The 25,679-nt window shown below is 67.1% G+C and carries 25 protein-coding genes; 15 read left to right on the top strand and 10 right to left on the bottom strand.

Going from position 1 to position 25,679, the window contains the following annotated elements; translation table 11 throughout:
- Positions 1-4 precede the first annotated feature (4 nt).
- Positions 5-589: a DUF488 domain-containing protein gene (locus tag HU825_RS11995; protein WP_234302102.1), complete on the top strand. Its 585-nt coding sequence runs from the start codon at positions 5-7 to the stop codon at positions 587-589.
- 10 nt (positions 590-599) lie between these two features.
- Here the strand turns inward: HU825_RS11995 and HU825_RS11990 are convergent, their stop codons facing one another.
- The 3 genes from HU825_RS11990 to HU825_RS11980 all read right to left on the bottom strand — a co-directional run bounded on the left by HU825_RS11990 (position 600) and on the right by HU825_RS11980 (position 5,064).
- A complete protein-coding gene (locus tag HU825_RS11990; protein WP_234302101.1) occupies positions 600-1,436 on the bottom strand; it encodes a CvfB family protein in 837 nt (278 codons plus the stop codon).
- Between the two features lie 49 nt (positions 1,437-1,485).
- Positions 1,486-3,819: a membrane-bound PQQ-dependent dehydrogenase, glucose/quinate/shikimate family gene (locus HU825_RS11985; RefSeq protein ID WP_234302100.1), complete on the bottom strand. Its 2,334-nt coding sequence runs from the start codon at positions 3,817-3,819 to the stop codon at positions 1,486-1,488.
- Positions 3,820-3,918: 99 nt separating this feature from the next.
- Positions 3,919-5,064, bottom strand: coding sequence for a PQQ-dependent sugar dehydrogenase (locus tag HU825_RS11980; protein ID WP_234302099.1), 1,146 nt, complete (start codon positions 5,062-5,064; stop codon positions 3,919-3,921).
- A 157-nt stretch (positions 5,065-5,221) separates the two neighbouring features.
- Between HU825_RS11980 and HU825_RS11975 the strand changes: the two genes are divergently transcribed.
- The 4 genes from HU825_RS11975 (at position 5,222) to HU825_RS11960 (ending at position 7,772) form a co-directional block, all read left to right on the top strand.
- Positions 5,222-5,398 (top strand): hypothetical protein, encoded by a 177-nt coding sequence (locus tag HU825_RS11975; RefSeq protein WP_008570070.1) that lies wholly within the window; start codon positions 5,222-5,224, stop codon positions 5,396-5,398.
- An 88-nt stretch (positions 5,399-5,486) separates the two neighbouring features.
- Positions 5,487-6,212 (top strand): RNA pseudouridine synthase, encoded by a 726-nt coding sequence (locus HU825_RS11970; protein ID WP_077683912.1) that lies wholly within the window; start codon positions 5,487-5,489, stop codon positions 6,210-6,212.
- A gap of 158 nt (positions 6,213-6,370) precedes the next feature.
- Positions 6,371-7,138, top strand: a complete 768-nt coding sequence (locus HU825_RS11965; protein WP_156716496.1) for a type 2 periplasmic-binding domain-containing protein — start codon at positions 6,371-6,373, stop codon at positions 7,136-7,138.
- Positions 7,139-7,211: 73 nt separating this feature from the next.
- Positions 7,212-7,772, top strand: a complete 561-nt coding sequence (locus HU825_RS11960; RefSeq protein WP_234302098.1) for a hypothetical protein — start codon at positions 7,212-7,214, stop codon at positions 7,770-7,772.
- Between the two features lie 7 nt (positions 7,773-7,779).
- On the opposite strand, the gene HU825_RS11955 is transcribed toward HU825_RS11960, so the two are convergent.
- Entirely contained in the window at positions 7,780-7,968 is a 189-nt protein-coding gene (locus HU825_RS11955) for a hypothetical protein (RefSeq protein ID WP_037020703.1), read from the bottom strand.
- A 155-nt stretch (positions 7,969-8,123) separates the two neighbouring features.
- Here HU825_RS11955 and HU825_RS11950 point away from each other — a divergent pair, with 155 nt between their 5' ends.
- Positions 8,124-9,002 (top strand): DUF6279 family lipoprotein, encoded by an 879-nt coding sequence (locus HU825_RS11950; protein WP_234302097.1) that lies wholly within the window; start codon positions 8,124-8,126, stop codon positions 9,000-9,002.
- On the opposite strand, the gene HU825_RS11945 is transcribed toward HU825_RS11950, so the two are convergent.
- A complete protein-coding gene (locus tag HU825_RS11945) occupies positions 8,977-13,293 on the bottom strand; it encodes a DEAD/DEAH box helicase (RefSeq protein ID WP_234302096.1) in 4,317 nt (1,438 codons plus the stop codon). The genes HU825_RS11950 and HU825_RS11945 overlap by 26 nt on opposite strands.
- 117 nt (positions 13,294-13,410) lie before the next feature.
- Here HU825_RS11945 and HU825_RS11940 point away from each other — a divergent pair, with 117 nt between their 5' ends.
- The 4 genes from HU825_RS11940 to HU825_RS11925 all read left to right on the top strand — a co-directional run bounded on the left by HU825_RS11940 (position 13,411) and on the right by HU825_RS11925 (position 17,863).
- Positions 13,411-13,716, top strand: coding sequence for a hypothetical protein (locus tag HU825_RS11940; protein WP_003289481.1), 306 nt, complete (start codon positions 13,411-13,413; stop codon positions 13,714-13,716).
- Between the two features lie 132 nt (positions 13,717-13,848).
- A complete protein-coding gene (gene egtB / locus HU825_RS11935) occupies positions 13,849-15,144 on the top strand; it encodes an ergothioneine biosynthesis protein EgtB (protein ID WP_234302095.1) in 1,296 nt (431 codons plus the stop codon).
- Positions 15,145-15,146: 2 nt separating this feature from the next.
- Positions 15,147-16,109: an L-histidine N(alpha)-methyltransferase gene (egtD, locus tag HU825_RS11930; protein WP_054095221.1), complete on the top strand. Its 963-nt coding sequence runs from the start codon at positions 15,147-15,149 to the stop codon at positions 16,107-16,109.
- A 2-nt stretch (positions 16,110-16,111) separates the two neighbouring features.
- The gene (locus HU825_RS11925) at positions 16,112-17,863 is read left to right on the top strand and encodes a S8/S53 family peptidase (RefSeq protein WP_234302094.1); all 1,752 of its coding nucleotides are present in this window, start codon (positions 16,112-16,114) and stop codon (positions 17,861-17,863) included.
- 2 nt (positions 17,864-17,865) lie between these two features.
- On the opposite strand, the gene HU825_RS11920 is transcribed toward HU825_RS11925, so the two are convergent.
- Complete coding sequence (locus tag HU825_RS11920; RefSeq protein ID WP_234302093.1) at positions 17,866-18,252, bottom strand: transcriptional regulator; 387 nt, start codon at positions 18,250-18,252, stop codon at positions 17,866-17,868.
- A gap of 157 nt (positions 18,253-18,409) precedes the next feature.
- Between HU825_RS11920 and HU825_RS11915 the strand changes: the two genes are divergently transcribed.
- Entirely contained in the window at positions 18,410-18,691 is a 282-nt protein-coding gene (locus HU825_RS11915; protein ID WP_043296672.1) for a hypothetical protein, read from the top strand.
- Positions 18,692-18,707: 16 nt separating this feature from the next.
- Here the strand turns inward: HU825_RS11915 and HU825_RS11910 are convergent, their stop codons facing one another.
- Positions 18,708-20,042: a DEAD/DEAH box helicase gene (locus HU825_RS11910; RefSeq protein ID WP_008570083.1), complete on the bottom strand. Its 1,335-nt coding sequence runs from the start codon at positions 20,040-20,042 to the stop codon at positions 18,708-18,710.
- A gap of 147 nt (positions 20,043-20,189) precedes the next feature.
- Here HU825_RS11910 and HU825_RS11905 point away from each other — a divergent pair, with 147 nt between their 5' ends.
- Positions 20,190-20,621 (top strand): anti-virulence regulator CigR family protein, encoded by a 432-nt coding sequence (locus HU825_RS11905; RefSeq protein ID WP_077683905.1) that lies wholly within the window; start codon positions 20,190-20,192, stop codon positions 20,619-20,621.
- Positions 20,622-20,637: 16 nt separating this feature from the next.
- On the opposite strand, the gene HU825_RS11900 is transcribed toward HU825_RS11905, so the two are convergent.
- Positions 20,638-20,958 (bottom strand): hypothetical protein, encoded by a 321-nt coding sequence (locus HU825_RS11900; protein ID WP_008570086.1) that lies wholly within the window; start codon positions 20,956-20,958, stop codon positions 20,638-20,640.
- 62 nt (positions 20,959-21,020) lie between these two features.
- Here HU825_RS11900 and HU825_RS11895 point away from each other — a divergent pair, with 62 nt between their 5' ends.
- The 3 genes from HU825_RS11895 to HU825_RS11885 all read left to right on the top strand — a co-directional run bounded on the left by HU825_RS11895 (position 21,021) and on the right by HU825_RS11885 (position 23,035).
- Entirely contained in the window at positions 21,021-21,926 is a 906-nt protein-coding gene (locus HU825_RS11895; protein WP_054095214.1) for a LysR family transcriptional regulator, read from the top strand.
- Positions 21,927-21,955: 29 nt separating this feature from the next.
- Positions 21,956-22,510, top strand: coding sequence for a peptidylprolyl isomerase A (locus HU825_RS11890; protein WP_003289470.1), 555 nt, complete (start codon positions 21,956-21,958; stop codon positions 22,508-22,510).
- 105 nt (positions 22,511-22,615) lie between these two features.
- Positions 22,616-23,035 (top strand): DUF6306 domain-containing protein, encoded by a 420-nt coding sequence (locus HU825_RS11885; protein WP_003289468.1) that lies wholly within the window; start codon positions 22,616-22,618, stop codon positions 23,033-23,035.
- A 42-nt stretch (positions 23,036-23,077) separates the two neighbouring features.
- On the opposite strand, the gene HU825_RS11880 is transcribed toward HU825_RS11885, so the two are convergent.
- Positions 23,078-24,205, bottom strand: coding sequence for a GNAT family N-acetyltransferase (locus tag HU825_RS11880; protein ID WP_234302092.1), 1,128 nt, complete (start codon positions 24,203-24,205; stop codon positions 23,078-23,080).
- An 84-nt stretch (positions 24,206-24,289) separates the two neighbouring features.
- Entirely contained in the window at positions 24,290-25,618 is a 1,329-nt protein-coding gene (locus tag HU825_RS11875) for an OprO/OprP family phosphate-selective porin (protein WP_008570089.1), read from the bottom strand.
- Positions 25,619-25,679: the final 61 nt, after the last annotated feature.

The following is a 25,679-nucleotide window of genomic DNA, read 5'->3' as shown; positions in this document are numbered from 1 at the left end:
GGGCATGAACATGCCGGCCACGGCCTGGACCATCGGACATTCGACGCGCCCGCTCGAGCAGTTCATCGCCCTGCTCGAGCACTACCGCATTGAAGGGATCGCCGACGTGCGCCGTCATCCCGGTTCGCGTCGCTTGCCCCAGTTCGGCTCGGACGCCCTGCGCGAGGCGCTCGCTGACCGCGGCATCGCCTATGAATGGTTGCCGGAACTGGGCGGCCGCCGTCGCGCCGCGGCCGATTCGGTCAACCAGGCGTGGCGCAACGCTTCGTTTCGTGGCTATGCCGATCATCTGGCCAGCGCAGAGTTTGCCCGTGGCCTGGAGCACCTGCTGGCGTTAGCCAGCGAGCGGCGCACCGCGATGATGTGCGCCGAGGTGTTGTGGTGGCGCTGCCACCGCTCGCTGGTTTCCGATGTGCTGAAGGTGCGCGGTATCGAGGTGCTGCACATCCAGGACGAGCAGCATCTGATCGCACACCCGTTCACGGCGCCGGCGCGGCTGGTTGATGGCGAGCTGAGTTACGCACAAGACGCGGGAGAACCCCTGCGGCGGGATGCCGACAGCGGACGGCAGGCGCGCCTTGATATCTAGCGTGCGGCGCTCAGGCGCGCTCGATGCGATCCAGATGGATGACGATGCGCCCCTGCTTGTACAGGCCGCCGATGGCCTTCTTGAAGTTGCCTTTACTGACGCCGAACTGGCGCGCGATCTCTTCGGCCTCACTCTTGTCGCTCAGCGCCAGCACGCCCTGCCCCTCTTCCAGCTTCTGCAGAATCAGCGCCTGCAGCGCGTCGAGCGCCTCGCTGCCCACCGGCTGCAGACTCAGGCTGATCTTGCCGTCGGCGCGCAGTTCCTTGATGAAACCGCGCTCGTGCATACCCGGGCGCAGGAACTTGAACGCTTCGTTCTTGTGGATCAGCCCCCAGTGCTGACCGTTGATGATGGCTTTGAAGCCCAGCTCGGTGGCCTCGACCACGAGCAGATCCACCGCTTCGCCGATGGCGTAGTCCGGCGGCGTCCGGTCCAGGTAGCGGTCGAGCCGTGCGGTGGCGGTGATGCGGCGCGTACGTTTGTCCACGTAGACATAAACCACGCAGTAATCACCGACCTGCAACGGGCGCTTCTCCTCCGAATGCGGCAGCAGCAGGTCCTTCGGCAGGCCCCAATCGAGGAACAGGCCGACGCGGTTGATCTCCACCACCTTGAGGCTGGCGAACTCACCGACCTGCACCTTGGGCTTGCCGGTGGTGGCGATCAGCTTGTCCTCGCTGTCGAGGTAGACGAACACGTTGAGCCAGTCGTCCACCTCGGTCGGCGTGTTCTTCGGGATGTAGCGCTTGGGCAGGAGGATTTCGCCGTCCGCGCCGCCGTCGAGGTAGAGGCCGAAACCGGTGTGCTTGACGACCTGCATGCTGTTGTAGCGCCCGATAGCGGCCATGGTCCTGCCCTGTCTGTACAAAGGCAGCGATTCTAGCAGCGCCGCGCGGTTAGCGCGGCAATGCGTAGGCGATCACCGAATCCCCGGCCTCGGTTCCCAGCGAGCCGTGGCCGCCGGCGACCACCACCACCATCTGCCGTCCCGAGGGGCTGCGGTAGGTCATCGGCGTCGCCTGTCCACCGGCCGGTAGGCGGGCTTTCCACAGTTCGCGCCCGGAGGTGCTGTCGTAGGCGCGCAGGTAATAGTCCAGCGTGCCGCTGAGAAAGGCCACGCCGCCGGCGGTCAGCATCGGCCCGCCGAGGCTCGGCACGCCCATCTTGAACGGCAATGGCAGCGGCGCGCGGTCGCGTACGGTGCCATTGGTGCGCAGCCAGTGGGTCTTGCCGGTGCGCAGGTCCGCGCCGGCGACGTACCCCCACGGCGGCGCGGTGCAAGGCAGGCCGAGCGGCGAGACGAACGGCTTGAGCTCGACGGCGAAGGGCGAGCCGAAATTCTCGTTGAGGTAAGGCGGCTTGTCGGACACCAGCGTGCTGCTGTCGTCTTCACGCGGCACCAGCGTCGAGGTGAACGCCAGGTAGGCGGGCGCGCTGAAGACCATCTGGCGGACCGGATCGACCGCCACCCCGCCCCAGTTGAACACGCCGAAATTGCCCGGATAGACCAGCGTGCCCTGGGTCGAAGGCGGCGTGTAGCGGCCCTCGTAGCGCAGCGAATGGAACTGGATGTGGCAGAGCATCTGGTCGATCAGTGTCGCACCCCAGAGGTCCTTGCCGGTCAGCTTCGGCGGCTGGTAGGACAGTGCCGACACCGGCTGCGTCGGTGCGCTCCAGTCGCCTTCGGCCGCGCCCTGCGGGGCCGGCTCCTCGCGCACCGGCAGGATCGGCTCGCCGCTGCGACGGTCCAGTACATAGATATCGCCCTGCTTGGTCGGGGCCACCAGCGCCGGCACCGGGCCTGCATCGGTCTGGATGTCGACCAGGCTCGGCTGCGCCGGTACGTCCATGTCCCAGAGGTCGTGGTGTACCGTCTGGAACACCCAGCGCAGGCGCCCGGTCTCGATCTCCAGCGCCACCACCGAGGAAGAAAAGCGCTCGCTGTTCTCGCCGCGCCGCCCGCCCCACTGATCGGGCACCTGATTGCCGAACGGCACGTAAACCAGCCCCAGCGCCTCGTCCGCGCTGGAGATGCTCCAGCTGTTCGGTGTGCTCTGGCTGTACGTCTGGCCGGGGGCGATGGGCTCGGTCCGCTCCGGGTTGCCGGGGTCGAAGTTCCAGCGCAGCTCGCCGCTGCGCACATCGTAGGCGCGGATCACCCCGGACGGCTCGTGGCGGCGCACGTTATCGTTCACCGCCCCGCCGATGATGACCAGCCCACGCGCCACCACCGGCGGCGAGGTGGAGTAATAGAAGCCTTCCTTGACGTTGGGCATGTTGGCCCAGAGGTTTACCTGTCCGCCCTCACCGAACCCGGGACAGAGCTTGCCGGTCTTCGCATCCAGCGCCAGCAGACGGGCATCGGCAGTCGGCATGAACAGCCGCTGGCGGCATTGTTGCCCGGCCGGCGCCTGCCGCTCGACGTGATAGGACAGGCCCCGGCACGTCAGATGCTGGCGATTGCTGGAGTCGCTCACCTGCGGATCGAAACGCCAGCGCTCCTCACCGGTTTCGGCGTCGAGCGCGATGACGAAGTTGTGCGGCGTGCAGAGGTAGAGCGCGTCGTCGATCTTCAGCGGCGTGACTTCGTAGGTGGTCTCGTCGGGGTCGGAGGGCCGGCGCAGGTCACCGGTGTGGTAGTGCCAGACCGGCTCGAGCCGCTCGACGTTCTGCGGCGTGATCTGCGCCAGCGGCGAATAACGCTGCCCCAGCTGGGTGCGGCCATAGGCGTGCCAGTCGCCGTCAGGTTCCTCACCCTCTCCGGGTGCCGTCGCCTCGGCCAGCGGCGGCGGCAGCATGCCCTTGACGTCATTCGCGTCGCGCCCGAGCGCCAGTACCGCCGTCGCGCCCCAGAGCACGACGGCCAGCAGCAGCGGCAGCGCCGCGCCGCCCCAGGCGCGCAGGCCGAAGTGCTGCCAGCTCAGGCGCTGAACGATCCAGGGCATCAGCAACCACAGGCCGAACGGCGCGATGAGGCTGCCGCGTGGCGCCAGCTGCCACCAGTCCAGCCCGACCTCGTAAAGCGCCCAACCGAGTGCCGCAAGCATCAACAGCGCATACAGCCAGAGCGCCGCGCGCTGGCGCTTGAGCAGCAAAATGCCCACCAGCAGAAATCCCGCGCCGACTGCGGCGAAGTACCAGGTGCCACCGAGATCGAACACCCATATCCCGCCGACGAGGAGTACCAGCCCAAGAAGAATGCCGAACACACCGCTGATAACGACCGCCACCGCTGCCTCCTGTCCAGTGCATTGCGCACGCGGCCGCCATGGCGGCCCCTGGTCAGTGGACCGACATGTGGCGCAATCGCTCCCTGGACGGCAGGTAATTCACTTCCCTTCCAGCCCCAGCCGCAGCAGCCGGCCATCGCTGTCGTCGGTCAGCAGATACAGATAGCCATCCGGCCCGAGACGAACGTCGCGGATACGTTCGCCCATGGATTCCAGCAAGCGCTCCTCGTGGACGATACGGTCGCCGTCGAGCTGCAGGCGGATCAGTGCCTGCGCCGACAGTGCGCCGATGAACAGGTTGTGTTTCCAGGCCGGGAAGCGCTCGGCATCGTAGAAGGCCATGCCACTGATGGCGGGGGATTTCTTCCAGACGTACAGCGGCGGCTCGGTGCCTTCCACGGTCGTGCCCTTCGCTTCGGGGATCGGTAGCAGGCTGTAGTTGATGCCGTGCGTGGCCAGCGGCCAGCCGTAGTTTTTCCCCGGCCGGGGGATGTTGATCTCGTCGCCGCCGCGAGGGCCGTGCTCGTGGGTCCAGAGTTGCCCGGTCCAGGGGTTGAGCGCTGCGCCCTGCTGGTTGCGGTGGCCGTAGGACCAGATCTCCGGCCGCGCGCCCTTGCGCTCGACGAAGGGGTTGTCCTCTGGCACGCGGCCATCGGGATAAAGGCGCACCAGCTTGCCCTGCAGCTTGTCCAGCTCCTGCGCGGTGGGCCGCTGGTTGTTCTCGCCGAGCGCGATGAACAGATAGCCGTTGCGATCGAACACCAGCCGCGAACCGAAGTGCACGCCCGTCGACAGCTTGGGCTGCTGACGAAAGATCACCTGGAAATCCTCCAGCCGCGTGCGATCTTCACTCAATCGCCCGCGCCCGACCGCGGTGCCGGCCCGGCCGTTTTCGCCAGTCTCCGCATAGCTGAGATACACCAGCCGGTCACTCAGGAACGTCGGCGACAGCGCCACATCGAGCAATCCCCCCTGGCCACTGGCGAACACCTCCGGCACGCCAGCCAGCGGCGCCGAGCGCGAGCCGTCCAGCCCCACCAGGCGCAACCGGCCGGGCCGTTCGGTCACCAGCAGGTGCTCACCATCGGGCAGGAACGCCAGTGCCCAGGGGTTTTCCAGCCCCGCCGCCACCTCCTCCAGCCGCAGCTGACCGAGTTCGCTGCGGTACCGTTGCGGCTCGGCGGCGATAACCGGGGCCGAAGCAAACAGGGCGACGAACACAACGGCAATGAGGGGATGCGACATGAGTTTCTCCACAGTTCGAGCCGACGACCGCCTCAGTAAAGAACAAAGCCAGCGGGCGCGCACCCTGCCCCTGCGCCCGACTGCTCAGCGGAAAATCCAACAAAAGTCAACAGAATCTGTATAATGCCCGGTTCGACTGATATACGGAAAAGTGATCATGGCCACCAAAGCCGCTGCCAAGCGCAAGCCCGAACCCGCTTTCGAAACCAGCCAGTCCCTGGCCGACCAGATGGCCGCCTTCCTCAAGGCCGGCGGTGAAATCCAGCAGATTCCCAACGGAGTCAGCGGCCAGACCCAAGGGCCGTCGCGTCAGATCACCATCAGCAAGAAGTGATCGGCTCCTCCCGCTGAAACGCCCCTCGGCGAGCCCTGCCATCCGCGCAACGGCTCGCCGCGTTTTTTTACCCCCTTCCGAGCCCATCATGACCGACCCCGTACGCCTGTCCAAACGCCTCGCCGACCAGCTCGGCTGCTCCCGGCGCGAAGCCGAGCTGTATATCGAGGGCGGCTGGGTGACGGTGGACGACCAGGTGGTGCAGGCGCCGTTCTTCAAGGTCCAGCCAGCGCAGCGACTGACCCTGTTGCCGGGCGCCACCGCAAACGAGATTGCACCGGTCACACTGCTGCTGCACAAGCCGGCCGGCGCGTCCGTGCCGACCGATGCCGCGGCCGCCCTGCAATTGCTCTCGGCCGTCGGCCACTGGGCCGAGGACCCGAGCACCACCGCCCCGCTGCAACGCCACCTGCTGCGCCAGAACGTGCTGCTGCCGCTCGAGGACGAAGCCAGCGGACTGCTGGTGTTCAGCCAGCAACGCGAAGTGATCCGTCTGCTGAGCGATGCGCGCAGCAAGCTGGAGCAGGAATTCATCGTCGAGGTCAGCGGCGAACCGGAAGCGGACGGCCTGGCACTGCTCGGCAAAGGCATCGGCCATCGCGGCCGGATTCTGCCCAAAGCCAAGGCCAGCTGGCAGAACGAAACCCACCTGCGCGTGGCCGTCAAACAACCGCAACCCGGCGAGTTGCGCATGCTCTGCGAAGCCATCGGCCTGCGCGTGCTCGGCTACAAGCGCATTCGCATCGGCCGGCTGTCGATGGCCAAGCTGCCGCTGGGCCAGTGGCGCTTTCTCGGCGAACACGAGCGCTTCTGAGCCCACCGTTCGGCGGCTGGCTTTACCAGAAGCGCTGGCAACCCGTACGCTCGCTTGCAGCATCCGCCGGCTGAACCAGTCCAAGCGGAGCGCTGTCCGACGACAGCATTGCCACCGAATCCGTCGCGGCGGATTCGCTTCCCTCCGGCGGATCATCGATGTTCAGACTGCTTGCGCTGCTGATTTTCTGTTCTTTGAACGCCCAGGCGACCGAGCGGATCGAGGTCTGGACCTATCACACGTCACCGCCGTTCGCCAATGAGCAGAGCACGGGCCTCTCGGAAGCACTGGTAGAGTTGCTCAACGAGCATCCCTCCAACCACGCCCGCTATTTCTTCGCGCTGAGCCAACTGCCACGCCGACGGCTCGATGCGCGGCTCGCCGAAAACCGTCCCGGTGTGCTGCTGTGGGCAACGCCAACATTCTTCCCGCCCAAGCTGGTGGCCCGCGCGCGATGGACGTCCCCATTGCTCTGCGACACCCAGGACTTCGTTTCGCCAGCGAGCCATCCCTTCGATTACGAAGGCCCCGCATCGCTATATGGACAACGCCTCGGCGGCGTGCTCGGACACTACTACCAGACCCTGCAGGACGACATCGACAAGGGCCGGATTCGTCGCGAGGACGTGCATTCGGATCTGCAGAACCTGCACAAGCTGCTCTCCGGGCGCATCGACGTTGCACTGCTGCCGCGCTCGGCGCGCTACTTCTACGAAACCACCGAAATACCGCCAGCACGTCTGCACGTGTCGGACGTACCGCTCTACACCTTCCAGCGCCACATCCTCATCACCTCCAGCCTCAACCCGGCCGCGACCCAGTTCATCCAGCAGCTGATCACCGATCTGCCGCACAGCGCCCGCTGGCAGGGCCTGTTGCGCCGCTATGGACTGCAGCGGATGAACGCCCCCTGCACCACCTACTGAGCGCAAACGACTCTGGCGAAGCGCGGTGCGCACGGCCCATACTGGCGAACCTCAAAAGGAGAGCGAGTTCACAATGAGACATGCGCTGGCGATTGCGCTGCTGATGTTGCTCGGCGGCTGCGCTTCACAATCGTGCGACCAGCCCTGGAGCGACAGCCGCTGCCGGGCGGAACGCCTGCTGTACCAGAACGATCTGCTGCAGGCGAAGATCCTGATCGCGTCTGGAGACGAGGAAGGCTACGAGCTGGCCGATGCACTGCTCGACCGCAGCGCGCCGCAGGATCGGCGCGGTGAAACCGAGTTCTACCAGGCGTTGTTGATGATCCGCCTCGGTCCGGAGCCGTCCGAGGTGCTGCACCTGCTGGAGAAGGCCAAGGACAAGGGCCATCCGCACGCGGTTGCCCTGCTCTACAAGATTTACATGGAGCCCTATCTGATCGAGGAGCGCGACATCGCCAAGGCGGACGCCTACCGCGAAGCCTATGGGCAGCTCGACGTCGCCCAGAGCGGCTACCCGTCCTTCGAGAAGGCCCTGGCGCTGGTGTCGCAACTGGTCGAACCGCCGCCGCCAGCCGCCGAGTACCGCGCGCCCTGCCCGCAGTACTGCCTGGAGCAGGCGCAACAGCCGCGCTGAACGCCGGTCAGGGTGCCGGCGTCTGCGACAGACGCGGCTCCTCGTCGCCGTCGGCCACCGCACGGGCCTGCGCTTCGCTGGCGTAAGGCCCGCCGATCACCGCGCCATCCAGCTCCACGACCCAGCACACTGCCCAGGTCGGGCGCCAGGCCTTGGGAACATCCTCACCGCTCAGGTGCTTGATCTGTGCGCGCACGGTCATGATATTTCTCCCGCGTTGATTGAATGAATCGCACCGCGCCGGGGCGCGGCCTACGCTAGAAGTGACCGCGTGCGCGGCGGGTTCTCACCTGTCGCCCGACGAAACCCCGGCCCAGGCGCGCGCGGATGATGAACAGACGAGGACCGACGATGCACTGCACCTGCCGGGTACTGTTGTCGCTACTGTTCTGCAGCGTTGTGCTGGCCGGCTGCAGCCGCGCGACGCTGGTCTATCGCAACCTCGACGTGCTGGTGCCGTGGTCGCTCAACGACTACCTCGACCTGAACCGCGCACAGCAGGACCGGCTTCGCGAGCGGATCAGGACGCATCTGGCCTGGCATTGCCGCAGCCAGCTACCGGACCTGCTCGACGACCTGCAGCGCCTGCAACACGACAGCACCCACCGCAGGCTGGACGGTGACCAGCTGCAGCCGTACTACCGGGACATCCGCCAGGCGATCCAGGCCATCGCGGTAGAGATCACCCCCACCGCCACCGAACTTCTGCGCGCCCTGGACGACGCGCAGGTGCGTGAACTGGCGCAGGCGCTGGAAGCGGATCAACGCGAACATCGCGAACAATACCTGGCGCCGCCGTTGCCCCAGCAGATTCGCGAACGTGCCGAGCGCATGGGCGAACGCCTCGAACACTGGCTCGGCCCGCTCGATGCGGCGCAACGCCAGCGCGTGCTGGCCTGGTCGCACAGCCTGGGCGAGCAGAACGCACGCTGGCTGAACAACCGCGAACAATGGCAGCGCGAGCTGCTCGACACTGTGCGCCAGCGCGATCAGGCCGATTTCGCAGCGCGCATCGCACGACTGCTGCAGGATCGCGAAGCGCTGCTCGGTGACGCCGACCGTGCCGCATTGCAGCACGCCGAACGCGCCGCCCTGGTCCTGCTGGCCGATCTGCACGGCATGGCCGACGCGCGCCAGCGCGAGCACCTTGTCCAGCGCTTGCAGCAGATGCGCCAGGACCTCGCCGGCCTGGAATGCTTACCGGCTAGCGCCGCGCCAGCGCGCGCCTGACCAGCTCCTGCTCCGGCGCCTGCAGCTCGACCAGCCACTGCGGCTTGCCTGCCACCAGCGCCGCCAGCGGCACGCCGTCGCGGTAGAGAATGCGGTTGCCCGACAACGCCGGCACCTTGTTGCCAGGCAGCAGCGTGCCCAGCTGGTTCAACGGATCGACCGCCGATACCGCCAGCAGCTCGCCGGAGGGTGGGCGCTTGCGCACCTCCCGCAGCAGCCCGAGCGCGTCCGGCAACGCGAACTGCTCGCCGGCCACGCCCGCAACGAAGCGCCCACCGCGAATCTCGCCACGCGCTTCCAGCCGGTGATACACCCGCAACAGCTCACGCCAGGGCGGCAGCCAGTCCGCCTCGCGCGCCAGCAGTCGCCAGAACACCACGCCGTAGCGGCGCAGCAGCACCCGGGCGATATGCTCTAGTGCCTCGCCATCGACAGCGGATCGGCTGGCCGATAGCGCCTCGGCTGCCACTGGCCTGCGCACCAGCGCCCAACGACCGGCGTCAGCCATGCCACCGATGAACGCGCCGCCGCGGCTGCGGCGCGTGGTGCGCGCACGCTTGCTCGCTGGCGTCAGCAGCGCACGCAGGCCGGCGAAGCTGTCGGCGTTCACCTGCCCCGCCGCCACCAGTTCGCCGAGCGCATCCTCCAGCTCGCTGCGCAGCAGGTGTGCCTCGTGCTGCAGCTCGTCGAAGAACAGCGCACCGTGCGCCTGCAGACAATCGAGCACCCGCTGTGCCCGCGACGACAGCTGGGCCACCGGCGCGCCGCTGGCCAGCGCCTGCCAGACCGCGAGCTGGCGCCGCGGCAGCAGCACGATGGGCGTGCCGCGCACCGGCCCGCCGCCGGCCTTCAGGCGCCCGGCCAGCCGCGTCCAGACGATGCGCCCCGAACGGCACAGCTCGTCCAGCCAGTGGCCGCCATAGTCCTGCAGGCGCGCCGGCAGCAGATCGCTCTCCCACGCGCTCGCAGCCGCCTGGAAGCCTTCGAGCTGTTCGACCAAGAGGTCCAGCGCCTCGCGCCCCTGCATGCGCGACGCGGCGGACAGGTGCTGCCAGTCGGCGAGAAAACGCATGAATTCGGCGCGCTCCACCGGCTCGATCTCGCGTCGCAGACGCTTGATCGTGTAGCGATGGATGCGTGCCAGCAGGTGCCGCTCGCACCACTCGTCCTCGCTCGCTCCCGGGGTGAAGCGGCCGCGTAACACATAGCCCTGGGCCTCCAGACGGGTCAGCGCCTGCGCCACGACCGAGGCCGGCAAGGCCAGCGGCCGGGCGATCAACGGCACCGGCAGCGGGCCGAAGCCGCTCAGCCGCGCACGGAGCAGCTCCACCAGCGCATCCTCTTCCGCCAGCTCGCAGTCGTAGCCAATCGGTGGCTGCAGCTCGGGCTCGCACGGCGCCTGCGGGTAGATCGCGCGCAGCCATGCCAGCCGCTCCAGCGCCACCCATAGCGCGCGATCATGGGCGACCTGCAGGCGCGTCGCCCGGCCGCCGCGCGCCAGCTCGGCGAGCCAGTCGGGCCATTGCGACTGCGTGGCGGCCTCGGTTTCGGCGATGCAGCCCAGCGCCATCAGCGCCTCGTGCATCTCGTCGGCCGAGCGCGCCTCGGGCCAGGCTTCCTCGCTGACGGCGGCAATCGCCAGCGGGTCCAACGCGCCGAGGTCATAGGCCGATTGCGGGTCGCTCCAGCGCCGAGCGAGCACCGCCTGGGTGCGGCGCTCCTCCAGCGGGGCGTCATCGAGAAAGGCGTAGGGACGCGCGCCAAGCACCTCCATCGCCAGCGGCGAGGGCGCCGGCAGGTCGCGCGCCAGCAGCTCCACCTCGCCGCTTTCCATGCGCCGCAGCAAGGCCAGCCAGCCTTCGCTGTCCATCGCCTCGTGCAGGCAGTCGTCGAGGGTCTGGCGCACCAGCGGGTGCTCGGGAATCTCGCGCTCGCCGACGATGTTCTCCAGGCAGGCCACCTGATCGGGAAACACCGTGGCCAGCAGGTCTTCGCTTTTCATCCGCTGCAGCTGCGGCGCCACCTTGCGCCCGCCTGCCATACGCGGCAGCGCCAGCGCGGTGGTGGCGATCCAGCGCCAGCGCACGCCGAACAGCGGCGCGTCGAGCAGCGCCTGGATCAGCACCTGCTCGGCGCTGGCCGAATGCAGGTAACGCCAGACCTCATCCAGCGCAAAGCTGTGGCTGGTCGACAGCGACAGGATGATCGCATCCTCGGTCGCCGCCGCCTGCAGCTCGAAGTTGAAGGTGCGGCAGAAGCGCTTGCGCAGCGCCAGTCCCCAGGCACGGTTGATACGGCTGCCGTAGGGCGAATGAATGACCAGCTGGGTGCCGCCGGATTCGTCGAAGAAACGCTCCATGATCAGCCGCCGCTGGGTCGGCAGCGCGCCCAGCGCCGAGCGCGCGCGGGCCAGGTACTCGACGATCTGCCGCGCCGCCGGCTCGGTGAGACCGAGCACATCCAGCAGCCAGGCGATGGCCGGCTCCAGGCGCGCATCGCCGGCCTGCTCGGCCGCGGCCAGGCGCTGGTCGATCTCCTCGCGCAGGCGCGCCACGGCAAAGGACAGCTCGTCGCTGCGGCCCGGCGCCTCGCCGAGCCAGAACGGGATGTTCGGCGGTGTGCCCTGGGCGTCCTCGACGCGCACCCGCCCCGGCTCGATCTTGAGGATGCGATAGGAGGTATTGCCCAGCTGGAACACATCACCGGCCAGGCTCTCCACGGCGAAGTCCTCGTTCACCGTGCCGATGTTCAGGCCCTGGGGTTCAAGCAGCACCGCGTAGTCGGCGTTGTCGGCGATGGTGCCGCCGGAGGTCAGCGCGATTAGCCGGCCGCCGCGACGGGCGCGCAGGCTGCGCGTCGCCAGGTCGCGATGCAGATAGGCGCCGCGGGCGCCGTGGCGGGTCGTGTAGCCCTCGGCGAGCATCGTCAGCAATGCCTGGTAACTGGCCTCGTCCAGCGCGGCGTAGGGCATGGCGCGGCGGATCAGCGCCAGCAGCGTCGCCTCCGGCCATTCGCGACAGGCCACCTCGGCGACGATCTGCTGGGCCAGCACATCCAGCGGCGCCTGCGGAATGCGCAGCACGTCCAGCTCGCCACGGCGCACCGCATCGAGCAGCGCGGCACATTCGATCAGGTCATCGCGAGAGCTGGGAAACAGCCGCCCCTTGGAGATCCCCGCGACCTGATGCCCGGCGCGGCCGACGCGCTGCAGAAAGGCGGCGATCGAACGCGGCGAGCCGAGCTGGCAGACCAGTTCCACGTCGCCTATGTCGATGCCCAGCTCCAGCGAGGCGGTAGCGACCAGCACCCGCAGTTCGCCGCGCTTGAGCTTTTGCTCGGCCGTCAGCCGCTGCTCGCGCGCCAGACTGCCGTGGTGCGCGGCCACCACGCCGCTGCCCAGCCGCTCGGCCAGATGCCGCGTGGTGCGCTCGGCCATGCGCCGCGTGTTGACGAACACCAGCGTGGTGCGATGCTCGCCGGCCAGCGCCGCAAGACGGTCGTAGACCAGCGTCCAGGCGTCGTTGCTCATCACCGCTTCCAGCGGTACCGGCGGCACTTCCAGCGCAAGATCGCGCGCGCGGCCGTGGCCGATATCGACGATTTCGCACGGCCGTCCGGTGCCGGCCAGAAAGCGTGCCACCGCCTCGATCGGCTTCTGCGTCGCCGATAGCCCGACGCGCACCAGCGGCCGTTCGCAGAGCGCCTCCAGGCGCTCCAGCGACAACGCCAGGTGGCTGCCGCGCTTGTTGCCGGCGATGGCGTGGATCTCGTCGACGATCACGCTGCGCACATCGCGCAGCATCTGCCGCCCGGACTCCGAACCGAGCAGCACGTAGAGCGATTCCGGGGTGGTGACCAGAATGTGCGGCACCCGCTTGCGCATCGCGTTGCGCTCGGCCTGCGGCGTGTCGCCGGTGCGCACAGCGGTGCGAATGGCCACCGGCGGCAGGCCGAGGCGCTCCAGCTCGGCGCCGATGCCGGCCAGCGGTTGCTCCAGGTTGATATGGATGTCGTTGGACAGCGCCTTGAGCGGCGAGACGTAGAGCACCTGCGTGCCGTCGACCAGCCCGCCCTCGGCCAGTCCCTGGCGCACCAGTGCGTCGATGGCAGCGAGAAATGCGGTCAGCGTCTTGCCCGAGCCGGTCGGCGCGGCCACCAGCGTCGAGCGTCCCGCGCGGATCAACGGCCAGGCCGCGGCCTGGGCCGGCGTCGGTGCCGGAAAGTTGCGGGCGAACCAGCCCGCCACAGCGGGATGGAAAAGGCTCAGAAGATCGGTGCGCGAGGTGTTCATGCGCTCGAATATGCTGCCGCGCAGGATGCGGCACAAGCGACAGCCGGTCGGCGGCGCGGAAACGGCATCGCGATATGGCGGTCAACCTTCTGACATCGCCACGCCACGGAGCCCGTCATGACCACCACCCCGCTCAGCCTCGACAACGCCATGCAACTGGCCGCCGAAGCCTTCCTGCCCTGCGGCTGTGTGACCAGCGCCAACCCCGCTGACGACAGTTTCGGCTTCACCGTGATGAGTGGCAGCGGCGCGGAGCTGGCGCGCGTGGCGCAGGTGCGCGACTACGCCGATCCGCTACGCATGGCCCAGGTGATCGAGCAGACCCGCCAGGAGCTGCTCGCCAAGGGCTGCACCTTGGAGCCGTGGACGATGCCCTTCATCACCGATGACAGCGCGATCCCGGAAACCACGCCGAACTACTGAGCGCCCCGGCTTTCGCAACGGGCGATCTGCTGCTTTTCTCAAACGGGGCGGCCTGCGCGCGAACTTTTGCGCTGCGCTTCGAGTCGCTATCTGGAGGCGGCCGCGACCGCACGAACGGCAGGGGGAACGCTCATGATCAATCTGGCAGGACAGGCGCGGGCGCATCCGGCAGCGTCGCAGCCAGGCGGTCTGCTCGACCGCTACCGGCAGGTGCGCGCCACCAGCGAGGCGCTCTGCGCGCCGCTGCAGGTCGAGGATTACGTGATCCAGAGCATGCCTGCCGTCAGCCCGCCGAAATGGCATCTGGCGCATGTCAGCTGGTTCTTCGAGACCTTCCTGCTGCTGCCCTACCTGCCCGGCTATCGGCGCCTGAACGACGCCTACGACTACCTGTTCAACTCCTACTACCAGACCCACGGCACGCCGTTTCCGCGCGCCTCGCGCGGCGTGCTGTCGCGCCCGGGGGTCGATGAGATCTACCGCTACCGCCGGCATGTCGACCAGGCGATGGGGGAGCTGCTGATTGCCCTGCCGCCTGCACAGGCCGGCGAGATCGCCCGGCGCGTCGAACTCGGCCTGCAGCATGAGCAGCAGCACCAGGAGCTGCTGCTGATGGACATCAAGCACATCCTCGCGCAGAACCCGCTGCACCCGGTCTATCGCGACGACCTGCAACCGCCACCCAGCGCCACGCCGCAACGGCCGCGCTGGCACGAGCATGCCGGCGGCGTGCAGTACATCGGCCACGCCGGCGGCGGCTTCGCCTTCGATTGCGAAACGCCACGGCATCGCCAGTTCGTCGAGGACTTCCAGCTCGCCGAGCGGCCGGTGAGCAATACCGAATACCTGGCATTCATCACCGACGGCGGCTATGCGCGCCCGGAGCTGTGGCTATCCGATGGCTGGGACCTGATCCAGCAGGCCGGCTGGCACGCGCCGCTGTACTGGCTGCGTGCCGACGACGCCTGGCTGGAGATGACCCTCGGCGGACTGCGCACGCTGGACGCGCACGCGCCGGTCTGCCATGTCAGCTATTACGAGGCCGACGCCTATGCCCGCTGGGCCGGCGCCCGACTGCCGAGCGAGGCGGAATGGGAAGTGGCCGCAGCCGACCAGCCGCTGACGGGCAACTTTCTGGAGAGCGACTACCTGCAGCCGATCGCCGCGCCCAGCACACACGACGGCCCGCAGCAGCTGTTCGGCGACGTCTGGGAATGGACTGCCAGCGCCTACCTGCCCTATCCGGGTTTTCGCCCGCTGCCCGGCAGCCTCGGCGAGTACAACGGCAAGTTCATGTCCGGCCAGATGGTGTTGCGTGGCGGCTGCTGCGCGACGCCGCAATCGCACCTGCGGATCACCTACCGCAATTTCTTCCAGCCGGCGATGCGCTGGCAGTTCGCCGGGCTGCGCCTGGCCAGGGGGCTCTGAAGATGGCGCTGGCCATTCATTTCCATGATCGACTGCAACAACCGCATGCGGCCTCGCTTCGCGAGGAAACCCTGCGCGGGTTCGCCGCCACGCCGAAACGGGTGTCGCCCAAGTTCTTCTACGATCGACGCGGCTCCGAGCTGTTCGAGCAGATCTGCCAACAGCCGGAGTACTACCTCACCCGTACCGAGGAGCGCATCCTGGCCGACGCGGCGGGCGATATCCGCGAGATCGCCGGGCCACGCAGCGATCTGATCGAGCTGGGCAGCGGCGCCAGCCGCAAGGTGCGCCTGCTGCTCGAAGCGCTGCACCCTGCCAGCTATCTGGGCATCGACATCAGCGAGGACTTCCTGCGCAGCAGCACTCAGCGCCTCGCCGCCGATTACCCGTGGCTGGAGGTGCACGCCGCCTGCACCGATTTCTCCCACGAACTGGCGCTACCCGAGGACTTTGCCAGCGAGCATCCGCTGGTGTTCTTTCCCGGCTCGAGCATCGGCAACTTCACCCCGGAGGAAGCCGCGGCCTTGCTGCGCCACCTGCACGAAGTGCTGCCGGTCGGCGGCGGACTGCTCATCGGCGTCGATCTGGTCAAGCCGCGCGCGGTGCTGGAAGCGGCCTACAACGACCGCGCGCAAGTCACCGCTGCCTTCAATCTGAATCTGCTGCAGCGCATCGGCAATGAGCTGGACAGCGATATCGACCCGTCGCGCTTCGCCCACCACGCCTTCTTCAACGAGGCCGAGTCGCGCATCGAGATGCATCTGGTCAGCCGCCAGGCGCAGGATGTGACCGTCGAGGGCCGGTGCTTCCATTTCGACGCCGGCGAAAGCCTGCATACGGAAAACTCCTACAAATACACGCTGCACTCCTTCGCCGCGCTGGCCGATGGCGCCGGCTTCGACTGCCGCGCGCAGTGGACCGACCCGCGCGAGCTGTTCAGCGTGCACTACCTGCAGCGCCGGTGAACATGCGGTCCGCGTCCCGCCTCCGCGGCCTCTGCCTCGGCCTGCTCGGCCTCTGCGCCAGCGCGACGCTGCCCGCCGCGCAGCCGGAGCTGCGCATCACCCAGTTGCAGCGCTGCGGCGATCTGCTTGCCAAAGGACCATCGAGCTGGTGCCTGCAGGCCAGTGACCCGCTCGACGAGGATGTGCGGGTGCTGCTCGGCGGCCAGCCGATACCCGCCGATCAGCTCGAACGCGATGGTGCGCGCCTGCGCCTGACCCTGCCGGCCGGGCAGCCCAGCGCGCCGCTATGGCTGGAACGTGAGGGTCAACGGAGCAATCCGGTGTGGCTGTCGCGCGGGCGCAGCCAGGTGCTCGCCGCCAGCGACAAGGAAGTCGCCGAAAACATGGACGGGCTGACCACCTACGTCGATCTGGCGAGCCTGATCATCGAGGAAGATCAGGACGGGCTCGCCACCGCGCAACGTCTGGCCGAGAAGTACGGCGCGAAGGTCGTCGGTGCCATCGCGCCGCTCAACACCTACCAGCTGCGCCTGCCGGTGACGAACCTGACCGAGCGCGATGCCATGCTGCTGCGCCTGGGCAGCGAGGTCGGCGTCGATGCCGTGGTGATCGAGGAATCCGGCGCCGAGAGCGGCGAAGCGGAGCCGGGCCGCGCGCGCCGACAGAACCCCGAGTGGGCGGCCAACCGTTTCCTCGATGCGGTGGACTTCTATCGCCGGCATCTTCCGCCGCGTGCGACAACCGGCGAAGGCGAGCCGATCCGCATCGGCGTGATCGAGCGCAACGTGGATTTCGATGCGCCGGGCTTCGCCGGTTACCTGCAACCGTGCGACCCGACGGCGGGCCGCACCTGCCTCTACGCCCGTGACGCCCGCCAGCCCGACGGCCACGGCAGCAGCGTGGCCGGCATTCTCGCGGCGCGTGGCGAGGCGCACGACAGCGGTTTTCTCAGTGCGCTGGATGAAACCGGCCCCGGCTTCGAGGTGATCGTCGAGCGCAACTCCGACGCCGGCATCACCGCCAACATCGCCGCCTCGGTGAATCTGGTGCAGGACGGCGCGCGCATTCTCAACTGGAGCTGGGGCATCCATCGCATCGGCACGCTGAACGTCGAAGGCGAGCCGGTGGACTCATTGCTGCGCTCGGGTATCGCCATGAGCGGGTACGAGGAACTGCTGGAGGAATTCTTCCTCTGGCTGCGCCACGAGCATCCTGACGTGGTGGTCATCAATTCGGCGGGCAACGGCTCGGCCCGCTCCGGGCACGACGATTACCGCCTGCCCTCCTCGTTCATCACCGAGCAGCTGCTGGTGGTCGGCGGCCATCAGCTCAGCAAGCGACGCGGCCTGCCGGTCGAGGACCCGCGCTCGGTGGAAAAACGCCAGTCGTCCAATGTCGACATGCGCGTCGACATCACCGCCGCCGCCTGCATTCGCGCCGCGACGTACGACGGCGAGCCGGGCGAGGTGCATTGCGGCACCTCCTACGCCACGCCGCTGGTGGCCGGCGCGGTGGCGGCCATGCTGTCGATCAACCCGCGCCTGCAACCCGAGCAGTTGCGCGAGCTGTTACGCCGCAGCGCGATGACCATCGGCGCGGACTTCGAGGCCGCCGAAGCGGACGACCTGACCGCACCGATCCTGCCGTCCGAGCGCAACTACCAGCTGGACAACCGCGACGTCGGTCGCTCGGCCCGGCTGGACATGCGCAAGGCACTGGAGCTCGCCGCCGACAGCCTGCGGCACCGCCGCTGAGGCTAGTGGCCGCCGGCGGCCAGACGGTCGAACAGCTCGGGCACCAGCGCACCCTCGCCCTGTTCGCTGAGGCGCTGGCGCAGCGTATCGCTGCCCGGCTCCCGGCCTTCGAGAATCGCCAGCAGGCGCGAGCCGCGTTCGGTCAGCACGAAGTTTTCGCCGTTGCCACCAGCCTCCTCGGGCCGCGAGGCGATGAAGCCGCCCTCGAACAGCAGACGCTCGTAGTCCGCCGCCTCGGCGCGCAGGCTGTCGAGGTTGGGCAGCGGTCGCCCGGCGCTCTCCAGCTCGGCGGCGTAGTCCTCGGCGTAGCGGCGCGGCTTGAAGCTGTCGTTGGCGGACTGCCGGACTTCGTGCAGCAGGCGCAGCAGCAGGTCCCAGTTGTAGCTCATGGCTCGTCTCCCGTGGCTGGTCATCGCCCCGCGGAAAACGAGGCGTCTGCAGTTGGGACTAGTCGGCGCGACGAGGGTTCGCCGCGCGCCAGGCGCTGAACTAAAGCGTGTACGTGGCGATCCACCGTTGCAGAACGCCGAACCGAGGAGAACCGCCATGCGCCATCTGATCGTTCCACTCGCCGTCGCGCTGCTCGCCAGCCCGGGCGCCTACGCCACCTGCACCCCGGATGAGGTCACGGCCAAGGCCGAACAGCTGGCCGAGCGCGTCAACCAGCTGGCGCGCAGCGACCCGCAGCGCGCCAAAGAGATCAACGAGGAAATCCGCGAGATGCAGGCCAAGCGCACCGCCGACCAACTGGGCGACGAATGCCAGGCCTACGACAAGCGCCTGCAGCAGATCGAGCAGGCGGAATCGAAGGTGCAGACCAAGGAGTGAGCACGATCGCCGGCTGTCACTCCGCAGCCGGCTTCTTGCGCTTGAGCGGCGCCAGCCCGTCCTGGCTGACCACCGGCGACGGCGCCGGACGCGGCGAGTTCTTCGGCCGCTTGGCGGCCGGCTTGGCCTTTTTGTCGGCGCTGCCTTTCTTCTTCTCGAGCTTCTTTTTCTTGCTGCCGGCGGCCTTGCCCGAGGCCTTGAGGTTCTTCGGCCCTTGATAGGTGCCTTTGAGCCCCTTGATCACCCGGCGCTCGAAACGCTGCTTGAGGTAGCGCTCGATGCTGGACATCAGGTTCCAGTCGTTGTGGCAGATCAGCGAGATGGCCAGACCTTCGCCGCCGGCCCGCCCGGTACGGCCGATGCGGTGGACGTACTCGTCGCCGGAGCGCGGCATGTCGAAGTTGATGACCAGGTCCATGCCTTCGATATCCAGCCCGCGCGCCGCCACATCGGTGGCGACCAGCACCTTGACGCCGCCCTGCTTGAGGCGCTCGATGGCGAGCTTGCGCTCCTTCTGGTCCTTCTCTCCGTGCAGTACGAAGACCTTGGTGCCGGCGGCAACCAGGTGCCCGTAGAGGCGGTCGGCCTGGGCGCGGGTGTTGGTGAACACCACGGCCTTCTGGTAGGTCTCGTTGGCCAGTAGCCAATGCACCAGCTTTTCTTTATGCGCAATGTCGTCGGCGGTGATGATCTGCTGACGCGTGCCCTCGTTCAGCTCGCTGACACGGTTGAGCTGCAGGTGCAGCGGCTCGCGCAGTACTTGCGCGGCCATCTCGCGCAGGCTCGCACCGCCGCTGGTGGCGGAGAACAGCAGGGTCTGCTGGCGCTTGGCGCACTCGCCGACCAATCGCTGCACGTCTTCGGCGAAACCCATGTCCAGCATGCGATCGGCTTCGTCGAGGATGAGGATTTCCACGTCCTTGAGGATCAGCGTGCCGGCATTCAGGTGCTCGATCAGCCGTCCGGGCGTACCGATCAGCACGTCCGGCACCTTGCGCAGCATGGCGGCCTGCACCTTGAAATCCTCGCCGCCGGTGATCAGCCCGGACTTGATGAAGGTGAACTGCGAGAAGCGCTCGACTTCCTTGAGCGTCTGCTGCGCCAGTTCACGCGTCGGCAGCAGGATCAGCGCCCGCACATCGACGCGCGGCTGTGCATCGCCGATCAGCCGGTTGAGCATCGGCAGCACGAAGGCAGCGGTCTTGCCACTGCCGGTCTGCGCCGTCACGCGCAGGTCCTTGCCCTCCAGCGCCGGGGGGATGGCGGCGACCTGCACGGCGGTCGGCTCGACGAATTTGAGTTCGGCGACTGCCTTGAGCAGGCGTTCGTGCAGGGCGAATTGGTCGAACAAGGGTGCTACCTCGGAAAAGTCGGATAAAAACGGTGGCATAGGTTAACCCGTCTGCCTGGCAAAGGCGCGATTACGTAACGGCGGCATATTCTGCAAGCGCAACTGACGCTAAGCTGAGCACACGGCTTAATTCCATGAGGACCGAACATGCTCAAGCACACGCGTATCGGCGTTGCGGTCGCTCTGACCGCCCTGCTCGGTGCAATCCCTGCGGTCCAGGCTCAGCCGCCGCACGACGGCAAACCAGGCCGGGGCGAAAAGGGCAACAATCATGCGCCGCGTTATGATCAGGACTATCGCCGCCACGGCCCGTCGGTCGATCTCGGCGATGTACGCATCACCCTGCGCAGCCATCGCGATCTGCTGGCGCCGGTTTCCGCTCTGCCGCCGGGCATCTCGAAGAATCTGGCGCGCGGCAAGCCGCTGCCGCCGGGTATTGCGAAGAAGATGGACGGCCGCCTGCTGAGCCACCTGCCTTACTACCCAGGCTACGAGTGGCGTCAGGTCGGCCGCGATGTGGTGCTGATCGCCATCGCCACCGGCATCGTCTACGAGATTCTGGACAACGTACTCGACTGAGCGGCGCCGCTGGCGCTCAGCGCGGCTCGCAGGTGAGCTGGATGCGCAGGCGGAGAATCTCGCGCTTGAACTTGGCGGTCAGGATCTTCTGCTCGCCGGGCTGGATCTCGGTGCGGCGGGTTCGCGGCGCCTCCGGTCCATTGCGGAACACCACGGTGCAGCGTGCGACGGTTTGCCCGTGGTTATGCAGCTGCAGGCCGGCCATGTCGCGGTCGATGGTTTCGGCAGAGGCCATGATCTCGGCCCCGTTGAGCTGCTGGTCGAGGTCGACTGGATAGGTCGCCGCCAGCGCGGTGAGCGGCAGCCAGGCCAGCAACAGGTAGCAACGTCGTTTCATTTCGGCTGTCTCCAACAGGGGGCGGCCAGCGTAACAGACCTACGGCACAGGAAGACCAGGGAATGAAAGGGCCTCGCGTGACACTGGAGCAATGGCGCACCCTGCAGGCGGTGATCGACCACGGCGGCTTTGCCCAGGCGGCGGAAGTGCTGCACCGTTCGCAATCGTCCGTCAGCTATACCGTCGCGCGCATGCAGGAACAGCTCGGCGTGCCTCTGCTGCGCATCGAAGGCCGCAAGGCAGCGCTCACCGAAGCCGGCGAAGTGCTGCTGCGTCGCTCGCGACAACTGGTGACCCAGGCCAGTCAGCTGGAAGAACTCGCCCACCACATGGAGCAGGGCTGGGAGGCCGAGGTACGGCTGGTGGTTGACGCCGCCTATCCCAACGCCAAGCTGATCCACACGCTCACCGAATTCATGCCCAAGAGCCGCGGCTGCCGGGTGCGTCTGCGCGAGGAAGTGCTGTCCGGCGTCGAGGACGTGCTCAAGGACGGCTCCGCCGATCTGGCGATCAGCGCGCTCGATATCACCGGCTACCTGGGCGCGGAACTGAGCACCGTCGAGTTCATTGCCGTGGCGCACGCCCAACACCCGCTGCATCAACTGGGCCGCAAACTCAGTGTGCAGGATCTGCAGAGCCAGATGCAGGTGGTGGTGCGCGACACCGGCGCACGCCAGCCGCGCGACAGTGGCTGGCTGGGCGCCGAGCAGCGCTGGACGGTCGGCAGCCTGGCGACCTCCGTGGCGTTCGTCAGCAGCGGCCTGGGCTTCGCCTGGTTGCCGCGGCACATGATCCTGCGCGAGCTGGCCGAGGGTGTGCTGGTGCCGTTGCCGCTGATTCAGGGCGGCATCCGCCGGCCGCTGTTCTATCTCTACACCAACCCCGACAAGCCGCTCGGCCCCGCCACACGGATTCTCATCGAGCTATTCAGGACGTACGATGGTGAGCAATCTGCCGCCAGCGGCTGATCGTCATTGCCACCATCAGGAAAACCACCATGCTCAAACGCCTCGCCCTCGCCGCTTGTTCCATGCTGCTCGCCGGCCAGCTGCTGGCCGCCGACAATCCGCACGTCCTGCTCACCACGAGCCTGGGTGAAATCGAGCTGGAACTCGACGCCGAGAAAGCGCCGATCAGTGTCGAGAATTTCCTCGGTTACGTGGAAAGCGGTTTCTACGACGACACCGTATTCCACCGTGTGATTCCCGGCTTCATGATCCAGGGCGGCGGCTTTGGCGAAGGGCTGAACCAGAAGCCTACTCGCGAGCCGATCAAGAACGAGGCCGACAACGGCCTGCACAACGTGCGTGGCACCATCGCGATGGCGCGCACGCAGAACGTCAACTCGGCGACCAGCCAGTTCTTCATCAACCACCGCGACAACGACTTCCTCGACAACGGCGCGCGCGATTTCGGCTACGCCGTGTTCGGCAAGGTGGTGCGCGGCATGGACGTGGTCGACCAGATCGCCCAGGTACCGACCGGCAATCGCAGCATGATGCAGAACGTGCCGCTGACGCCGGTGAAGATCGTCAGCGCCAAGAAGCTCTGACCCCCTCCGATGACCGGCCTCGCCGGTCATCTCGCTTGCGGCAACGACGCGGCGGCCGAGCCGCTGCGCCCATCCGCGCACTGCTCTGCTACAGGAGATCGCGTAATGAGTGCCCCACAAAGCCCCCTCAATACCCCCGAAGGCCAGGCCCAGCTGCTACAGGACCTGCTCAGCGCCGAGCGTGCCGGTGCCAAGGTTGCCGGCGAATCGCTGCAGCAGGCCACCGATCCGCAGCAGCGCGAGCTGCTGGAGCAGATTCGCCAGGGCGAGATCGACAGTTGCAAGCTGCTGCTCAATTGCCTCAAGCACCTGGGTCTGGAGCCGAACCGGGACACCGGCGCCTTCTACGGCAAGGCCATGGCCATCGAATCGCTGGACGAGCGCCTGCCCTTCGTCGATCGCGGTCAGCAGTGGGTCATCCGCAAACTGCGTGAGTACCTGCCCGGCTGCGACGACCCGCTGCTGCGCAGCGAGCTGGAGCAGATGCTGCGTATTCACGAAGAGAACAGCGCAGCGTCGCACTGATTTTTTCTCTTCGCGCCTAGTCGGTGCGTGCCTATTGCGCCGTCAGTCAGCCTGCCGATACGGCAACGCCTGGCGTGCCGCCTCGGCATAGGCCTGTACACCCGCGCGTTCCTGAGTGAGGAATTCGGCCACCGCGGCACGCAAGCCGGGATGCGCCAGATAGTGCCAGGAGCGCGTGATCACTGGCTCGAAACCGCGAATCAGCTTGTGCTCGCCCTGGGCGCCGGCATCGAAACGCTGCCAGCCGGCGGCAATCGCCTGTTCGATGCCCTGGTAGAAACAGGTCTCGAAATGCAGCCGATCGAACTCACCCAGGCAGCCCCAGTAGCGGCCGTATAACACCTCGCCATCGGTGAGGCTGAAGGCCATCGCGACCGGCCGCCCATGCTGGCGCGCCAGCACCACGCGAATGGCCTGCGGCATGCGTTCGGCCAGCAGGCTGAAGAATGTCCGCGTCAGGTACGGCGCCTGCCCGCGCACGTGGTAGGTATTGGCATAACAGGCGTAGACGAAATCCCACTGTGCCTCGCTGAGCTGGTCGCCGCCCAGCCAGTCGAATTCGACGCCCTGAAGCGCCACCTGCTCACGCTCCTTGCGCAGCTGCTTGCGCTTGCGCGATGCGAGCGCGTCGAGGAAATCCTGGAAATCGCGATAGCCCCGGTTGTGCCAGTGAAACTGGCAGCCGATCCGCTCCAGCCAGCCGGCACGTCCACTCAGCACCGCGTCGGCCGCCGCATCGGTGAAGTTCAGGTGCAGCCCGGAAACGCCCTGGCTGGGCAGCGTTTCCGTCAGCTCGTCGAGCATCGCGCCGTGCGCCGGCAGATCACCCAGCAGGCGCGCGCCGTGCACCGGGCTGAACGGCACGGCGCAGAGCAGCTTGGGATAGTAGGCGATGCCGGCCCGCTGGCAGGCATCGGCCCAGGCCCAGTCGAACACGTATTCGCCGTAGGAGTGGCTCTTGCGGTACAACGGCAGCGCCGCCAGCAGCTCGCCCCGCGCATCGCGCAGCAGCTGATGCGCCGGCTGCCAGCCGGTACCGGCGCCGACACTGCCGCTATCCTCCAGCGCCGAGAGGAAGGCATGGCGTACGAACGGCTGCGCCGAGGGCAGCAAGGCGTCCCAGCTGGCGGGGTCGAGGTCGACGAGTCGGGAAAGGGTCTGGATAGGCATGCCGGGCAGTCTGGCCCGTCGCACAGACGAAAAAAAGCCCCGCCTGGGGCGGGGCTCAAGGGAGCATCACGGATGAAGTGATGTTTAGAACACGTACTGGCCACGGATCACGAAGCCGTCGCCGTCGTCGTCGCCTTCGTAGTTGGTGATGCCATCGGTCTTGGCCTTGACGTAGGTGGCGCTCAGCTTCACCGCTTCGTTGACGTACCAGTTGACGCCCAGGTTGTGCGTCTTGCCGTCGACTTCGCCGACATCGCGCAGACCGGTGCCGTAATCGACCACACCGGCCACGGCGCCGACGCCGTTGTCGTCTTCAACGCTGAAATCGTCATAGCGGTAGAACACTTCCCACGCGCCGATCTGCTTGTTCTCCGGCTTGATCGCGTCGAACTTGCCGAGCTTGTAGCCGCGGGCCTCGCCGGTCAGGGTGTAGGCAGCCTGTACGTAGAAACCATCGGCTTCGATGTCTTCTGCCGCGTTATCGGCCTCCAGGGTGCGCTTCATGTACTCGCCCTGCAGGGACAGCGGGCCGGTTGCCCAGGCCAGTTCAGCACCCCAGGCGGTGTCCTTGTCCCAGTCGCCGGCATCGGAGTTGTTGTAGCCACCGAACGCGCCGCGGTTGCCGCTGTTAGCTTCGGTGCCGCCTTCGGTATCCACACCGCGCATGCCCATGCGGCTGCGGAAGCGTGCATCGTAGCCATCGTCGTCGGCGTTGCGCTGGGCGAAGTTCAGACCCAGGTGCAGGACGTTGCCGGCTTCGTGCAGCGGGGCGAAGACACCGCGCAGGTTGAGCTGCTTGGTGCTCTGGCCGTTGTCATCGCCGTTGTCCTTGGCGCTCAGGGTTGCGGCACCGAACAGCGAGTCGCCAGCAGTGGCGGCCACTTCGATACCCATGCCGTTCTGGTGACCGTTGACCCATTCCATCAGGTCATAAACCGAGTTGCGCTCCGGCGCGGTGACCCACTTGGAGCTGGTGGCCTTCTCCAGACCGAAGATGGGGTCGAAGCGGCCGAAGCGGATTTCGACCGGCTTGAAGCCGGTGTAGGTGATCGACGCTTCGTCGAAGTAACCGTCGTCGCTGCTGCCGGCGTTGTGCGCCAGGTCATAGCTGAGCAGGTACTTCCAGTCCTTGTAGGCGACGCCCGAAACTTCGATGAACGCACGGCGGAAATAGGAGGCATCCTGACTGCCGCCATCTTCGGTGTAAAAACCGTCGAACTGGCTGTAGTCGGCCTGCAGGCGACCACCGAGCTTGAAGCTGAATTCCTTGTCCGCTGTGGCTACTTCCAGGCCACCCTTGGTCTTGATAACGATATCGGCGCCATCGGTGGTGACGGTACCGGCGAAAGCCTGGGCGGAAACGGCCAGAGCCAGAGCGCTGGCGGCGAAACCGGCGAAGTGCTTACGGATCATCCAAAATTCCCCTTTATGTTTAGCGTCGGAAACACACGAGATGGGCTCTTTGTGTTGGGGG

The sequence above is a fragment of the Pseudomonas phenolilytica genome (assembly GCF_021432765.1).
GTDB classification, from domain to species: domain Bacteria; phylum Pseudomonadota; class Gammaproteobacteria; order Pseudomonadales; family Pseudomonadaceae; genus Stutzerimonas; species Stutzerimonas phenolilytica.
Note: the sequence above shows the minus strand (reverse complement) of the source record. Positions and strands in the feature narration are given on the sequence as shown.

What these genes read in the sequence shown, in the direction of transcription:
- HU825_RS11950 (WP_234302097.1), top strand. Translation starts at nt 8,124, where the DNA reads ATGCACTGCACCTGCCGGGTACTGTTGTCGCTACTGTTCTGCAGCGTT.
- HU825_RS11875 (WP_008570089.1), bottom strand. Translation starts at nt 25,618, where the DNA reads ATGATCCGTAAGCACTTCGCCGGTTTCGCCGCCAGCGCTCTGGCTCTG.
- HU825_RS11895 (WP_054095214.1), top strand. Translation starts at nt 21,021, where the DNA reads ATGAAAGGGCCTCGCGTGACACTGGAGCAATGGCGCACCCTGCAGGCG.
- egtD (WP_054095221.1), top strand. Translation starts at nt 15,147, where the DNA reads ATGGCGCTGGCCATTCATTTCCATGATCGACTGCAACAACCGCATGCG.
- HU825_RS11970 (WP_077683912.1), top strand. Translation starts at nt 5,487, where the DNA reads ATGACCGACCCCGTACGCCTGTCCAAACGCCTCGCCGACCAGCTCGGC.
- HU825_RS11920 (WP_234302093.1), bottom strand. Translation starts at nt 18,252, where the DNA reads ATGAGCTACAACTGGGACCTGCTGCTGCGCCTGCTGCACGAAGTCCGG.
- HU825_RS11940 (WP_003289481.1), top strand. Translation starts at nt 13,411, where the DNA reads ATGACCACCACCCCGCTCAGCCTCGACAACGCCATGCAACTGGCCGCC.
- HU825_RS11960 (WP_234302098.1), top strand. Translation starts at nt 7,212, where the DNA reads ATGAGACATGCGCTGGCGATTGCGCTGCTGATGTTGCTCGGCGGCTGC.
- HU825_RS11900 (WP_008570086.1), bottom strand. Translation starts at nt 20,958, where the DNA reads ATGAAACGACGTTGCTACCTGTTGCTGGCCTGGCTGCCGCTCACCGCG.
- HU825_RS11975 (WP_008570070.1), top strand. Translation starts at nt 5,222, where the DNA reads ATGGCCACCAAAGCCGCTGCCAAGCGCAAGCCCGAACCCGCTTTCGAA.
- HU825_RS11980 (WP_234302099.1), bottom strand. Translation starts at nt 5,064, where the DNA reads ATGTCGCATCCCCTCATTGCCGTTGTGTTCGTCGCCCTGTTTGCTTCG.
- HU825_RS11890 (WP_003289470.1), top strand. Translation starts at nt 21,956, where the DNA reads ATGCTCAAACGCCTCGCCCTCGCCGCTTGTTCCATGCTGCTCGCCGGC.
- HU825_RS11915 (WP_043296672.1), top strand. Translation starts at nt 18,410, where the DNA reads ATGCGCCATCTGATCGTTCCACTCGCCGTCGCGCTGCTCGCCAGCCCG.
- HU825_RS11965 (WP_156716496.1), top strand. Translation starts at nt 6,371, where the DNA reads ATGTTCAGACTGCTTGCGCTGCTGATTTTCTGTTCTTTGAACGCCCAG.
- HU825_RS11990 (WP_234302101.1), bottom strand. Translation starts at nt 1,436, where the DNA reads ATGGCCGCTATCGGGCGCTACAACAGCATGCAGGTCGTCAAGCACACC.
- HU825_RS11925 (WP_234302094.1), top strand. Translation starts at nt 16,112, where the DNA reads ATGCGGTCCGCGTCCCGCCTCCGCGGCCTCTGCCTCGGCCTGCTCGGC.
- egtB (WP_234302095.1), top strand. Translation starts at nt 13,849, where the DNA reads ATGATCAATCTGGCAGGACAGGCGCGGGCGCATCCGGCAGCGTCGCAG.
- HU825_RS11905 (WP_077683905.1), top strand. Translation starts at nt 20,190, where the DNA reads ATGCTCAAGCACACGCGTATCGGCGTTGCGGTCGCTCTGACCGCCCTG.
- HU825_RS11945 (WP_234302096.1), bottom strand. Translation starts at nt 13,293, where the DNA reads ATGAACACCTCGCGCACCGATCTTCTGAGCCTTTTCCATCCCGCTGTG.
- HU825_RS11885 (WP_003289468.1), top strand. Translation starts at nt 22,616, where the DNA reads ATGAGTGCCCCACAAAGCCCCCTCAATACCCCCGAAGGCCAGGCCCAG.
- HU825_RS11880 (WP_234302092.1), bottom strand. Translation starts at nt 24,205, where the DNA reads ATGCCTATCCAGACCCTTTCCCGACTCGTCGACCTCGACCCCGCCAGC.
- HU825_RS11995 (WP_234302102.1), top strand. Translation starts at nt 5, where the DNA reads ATGAACATGCCGGCCACGGCCTGGACCATCGGACATTCGACGCGCCCG.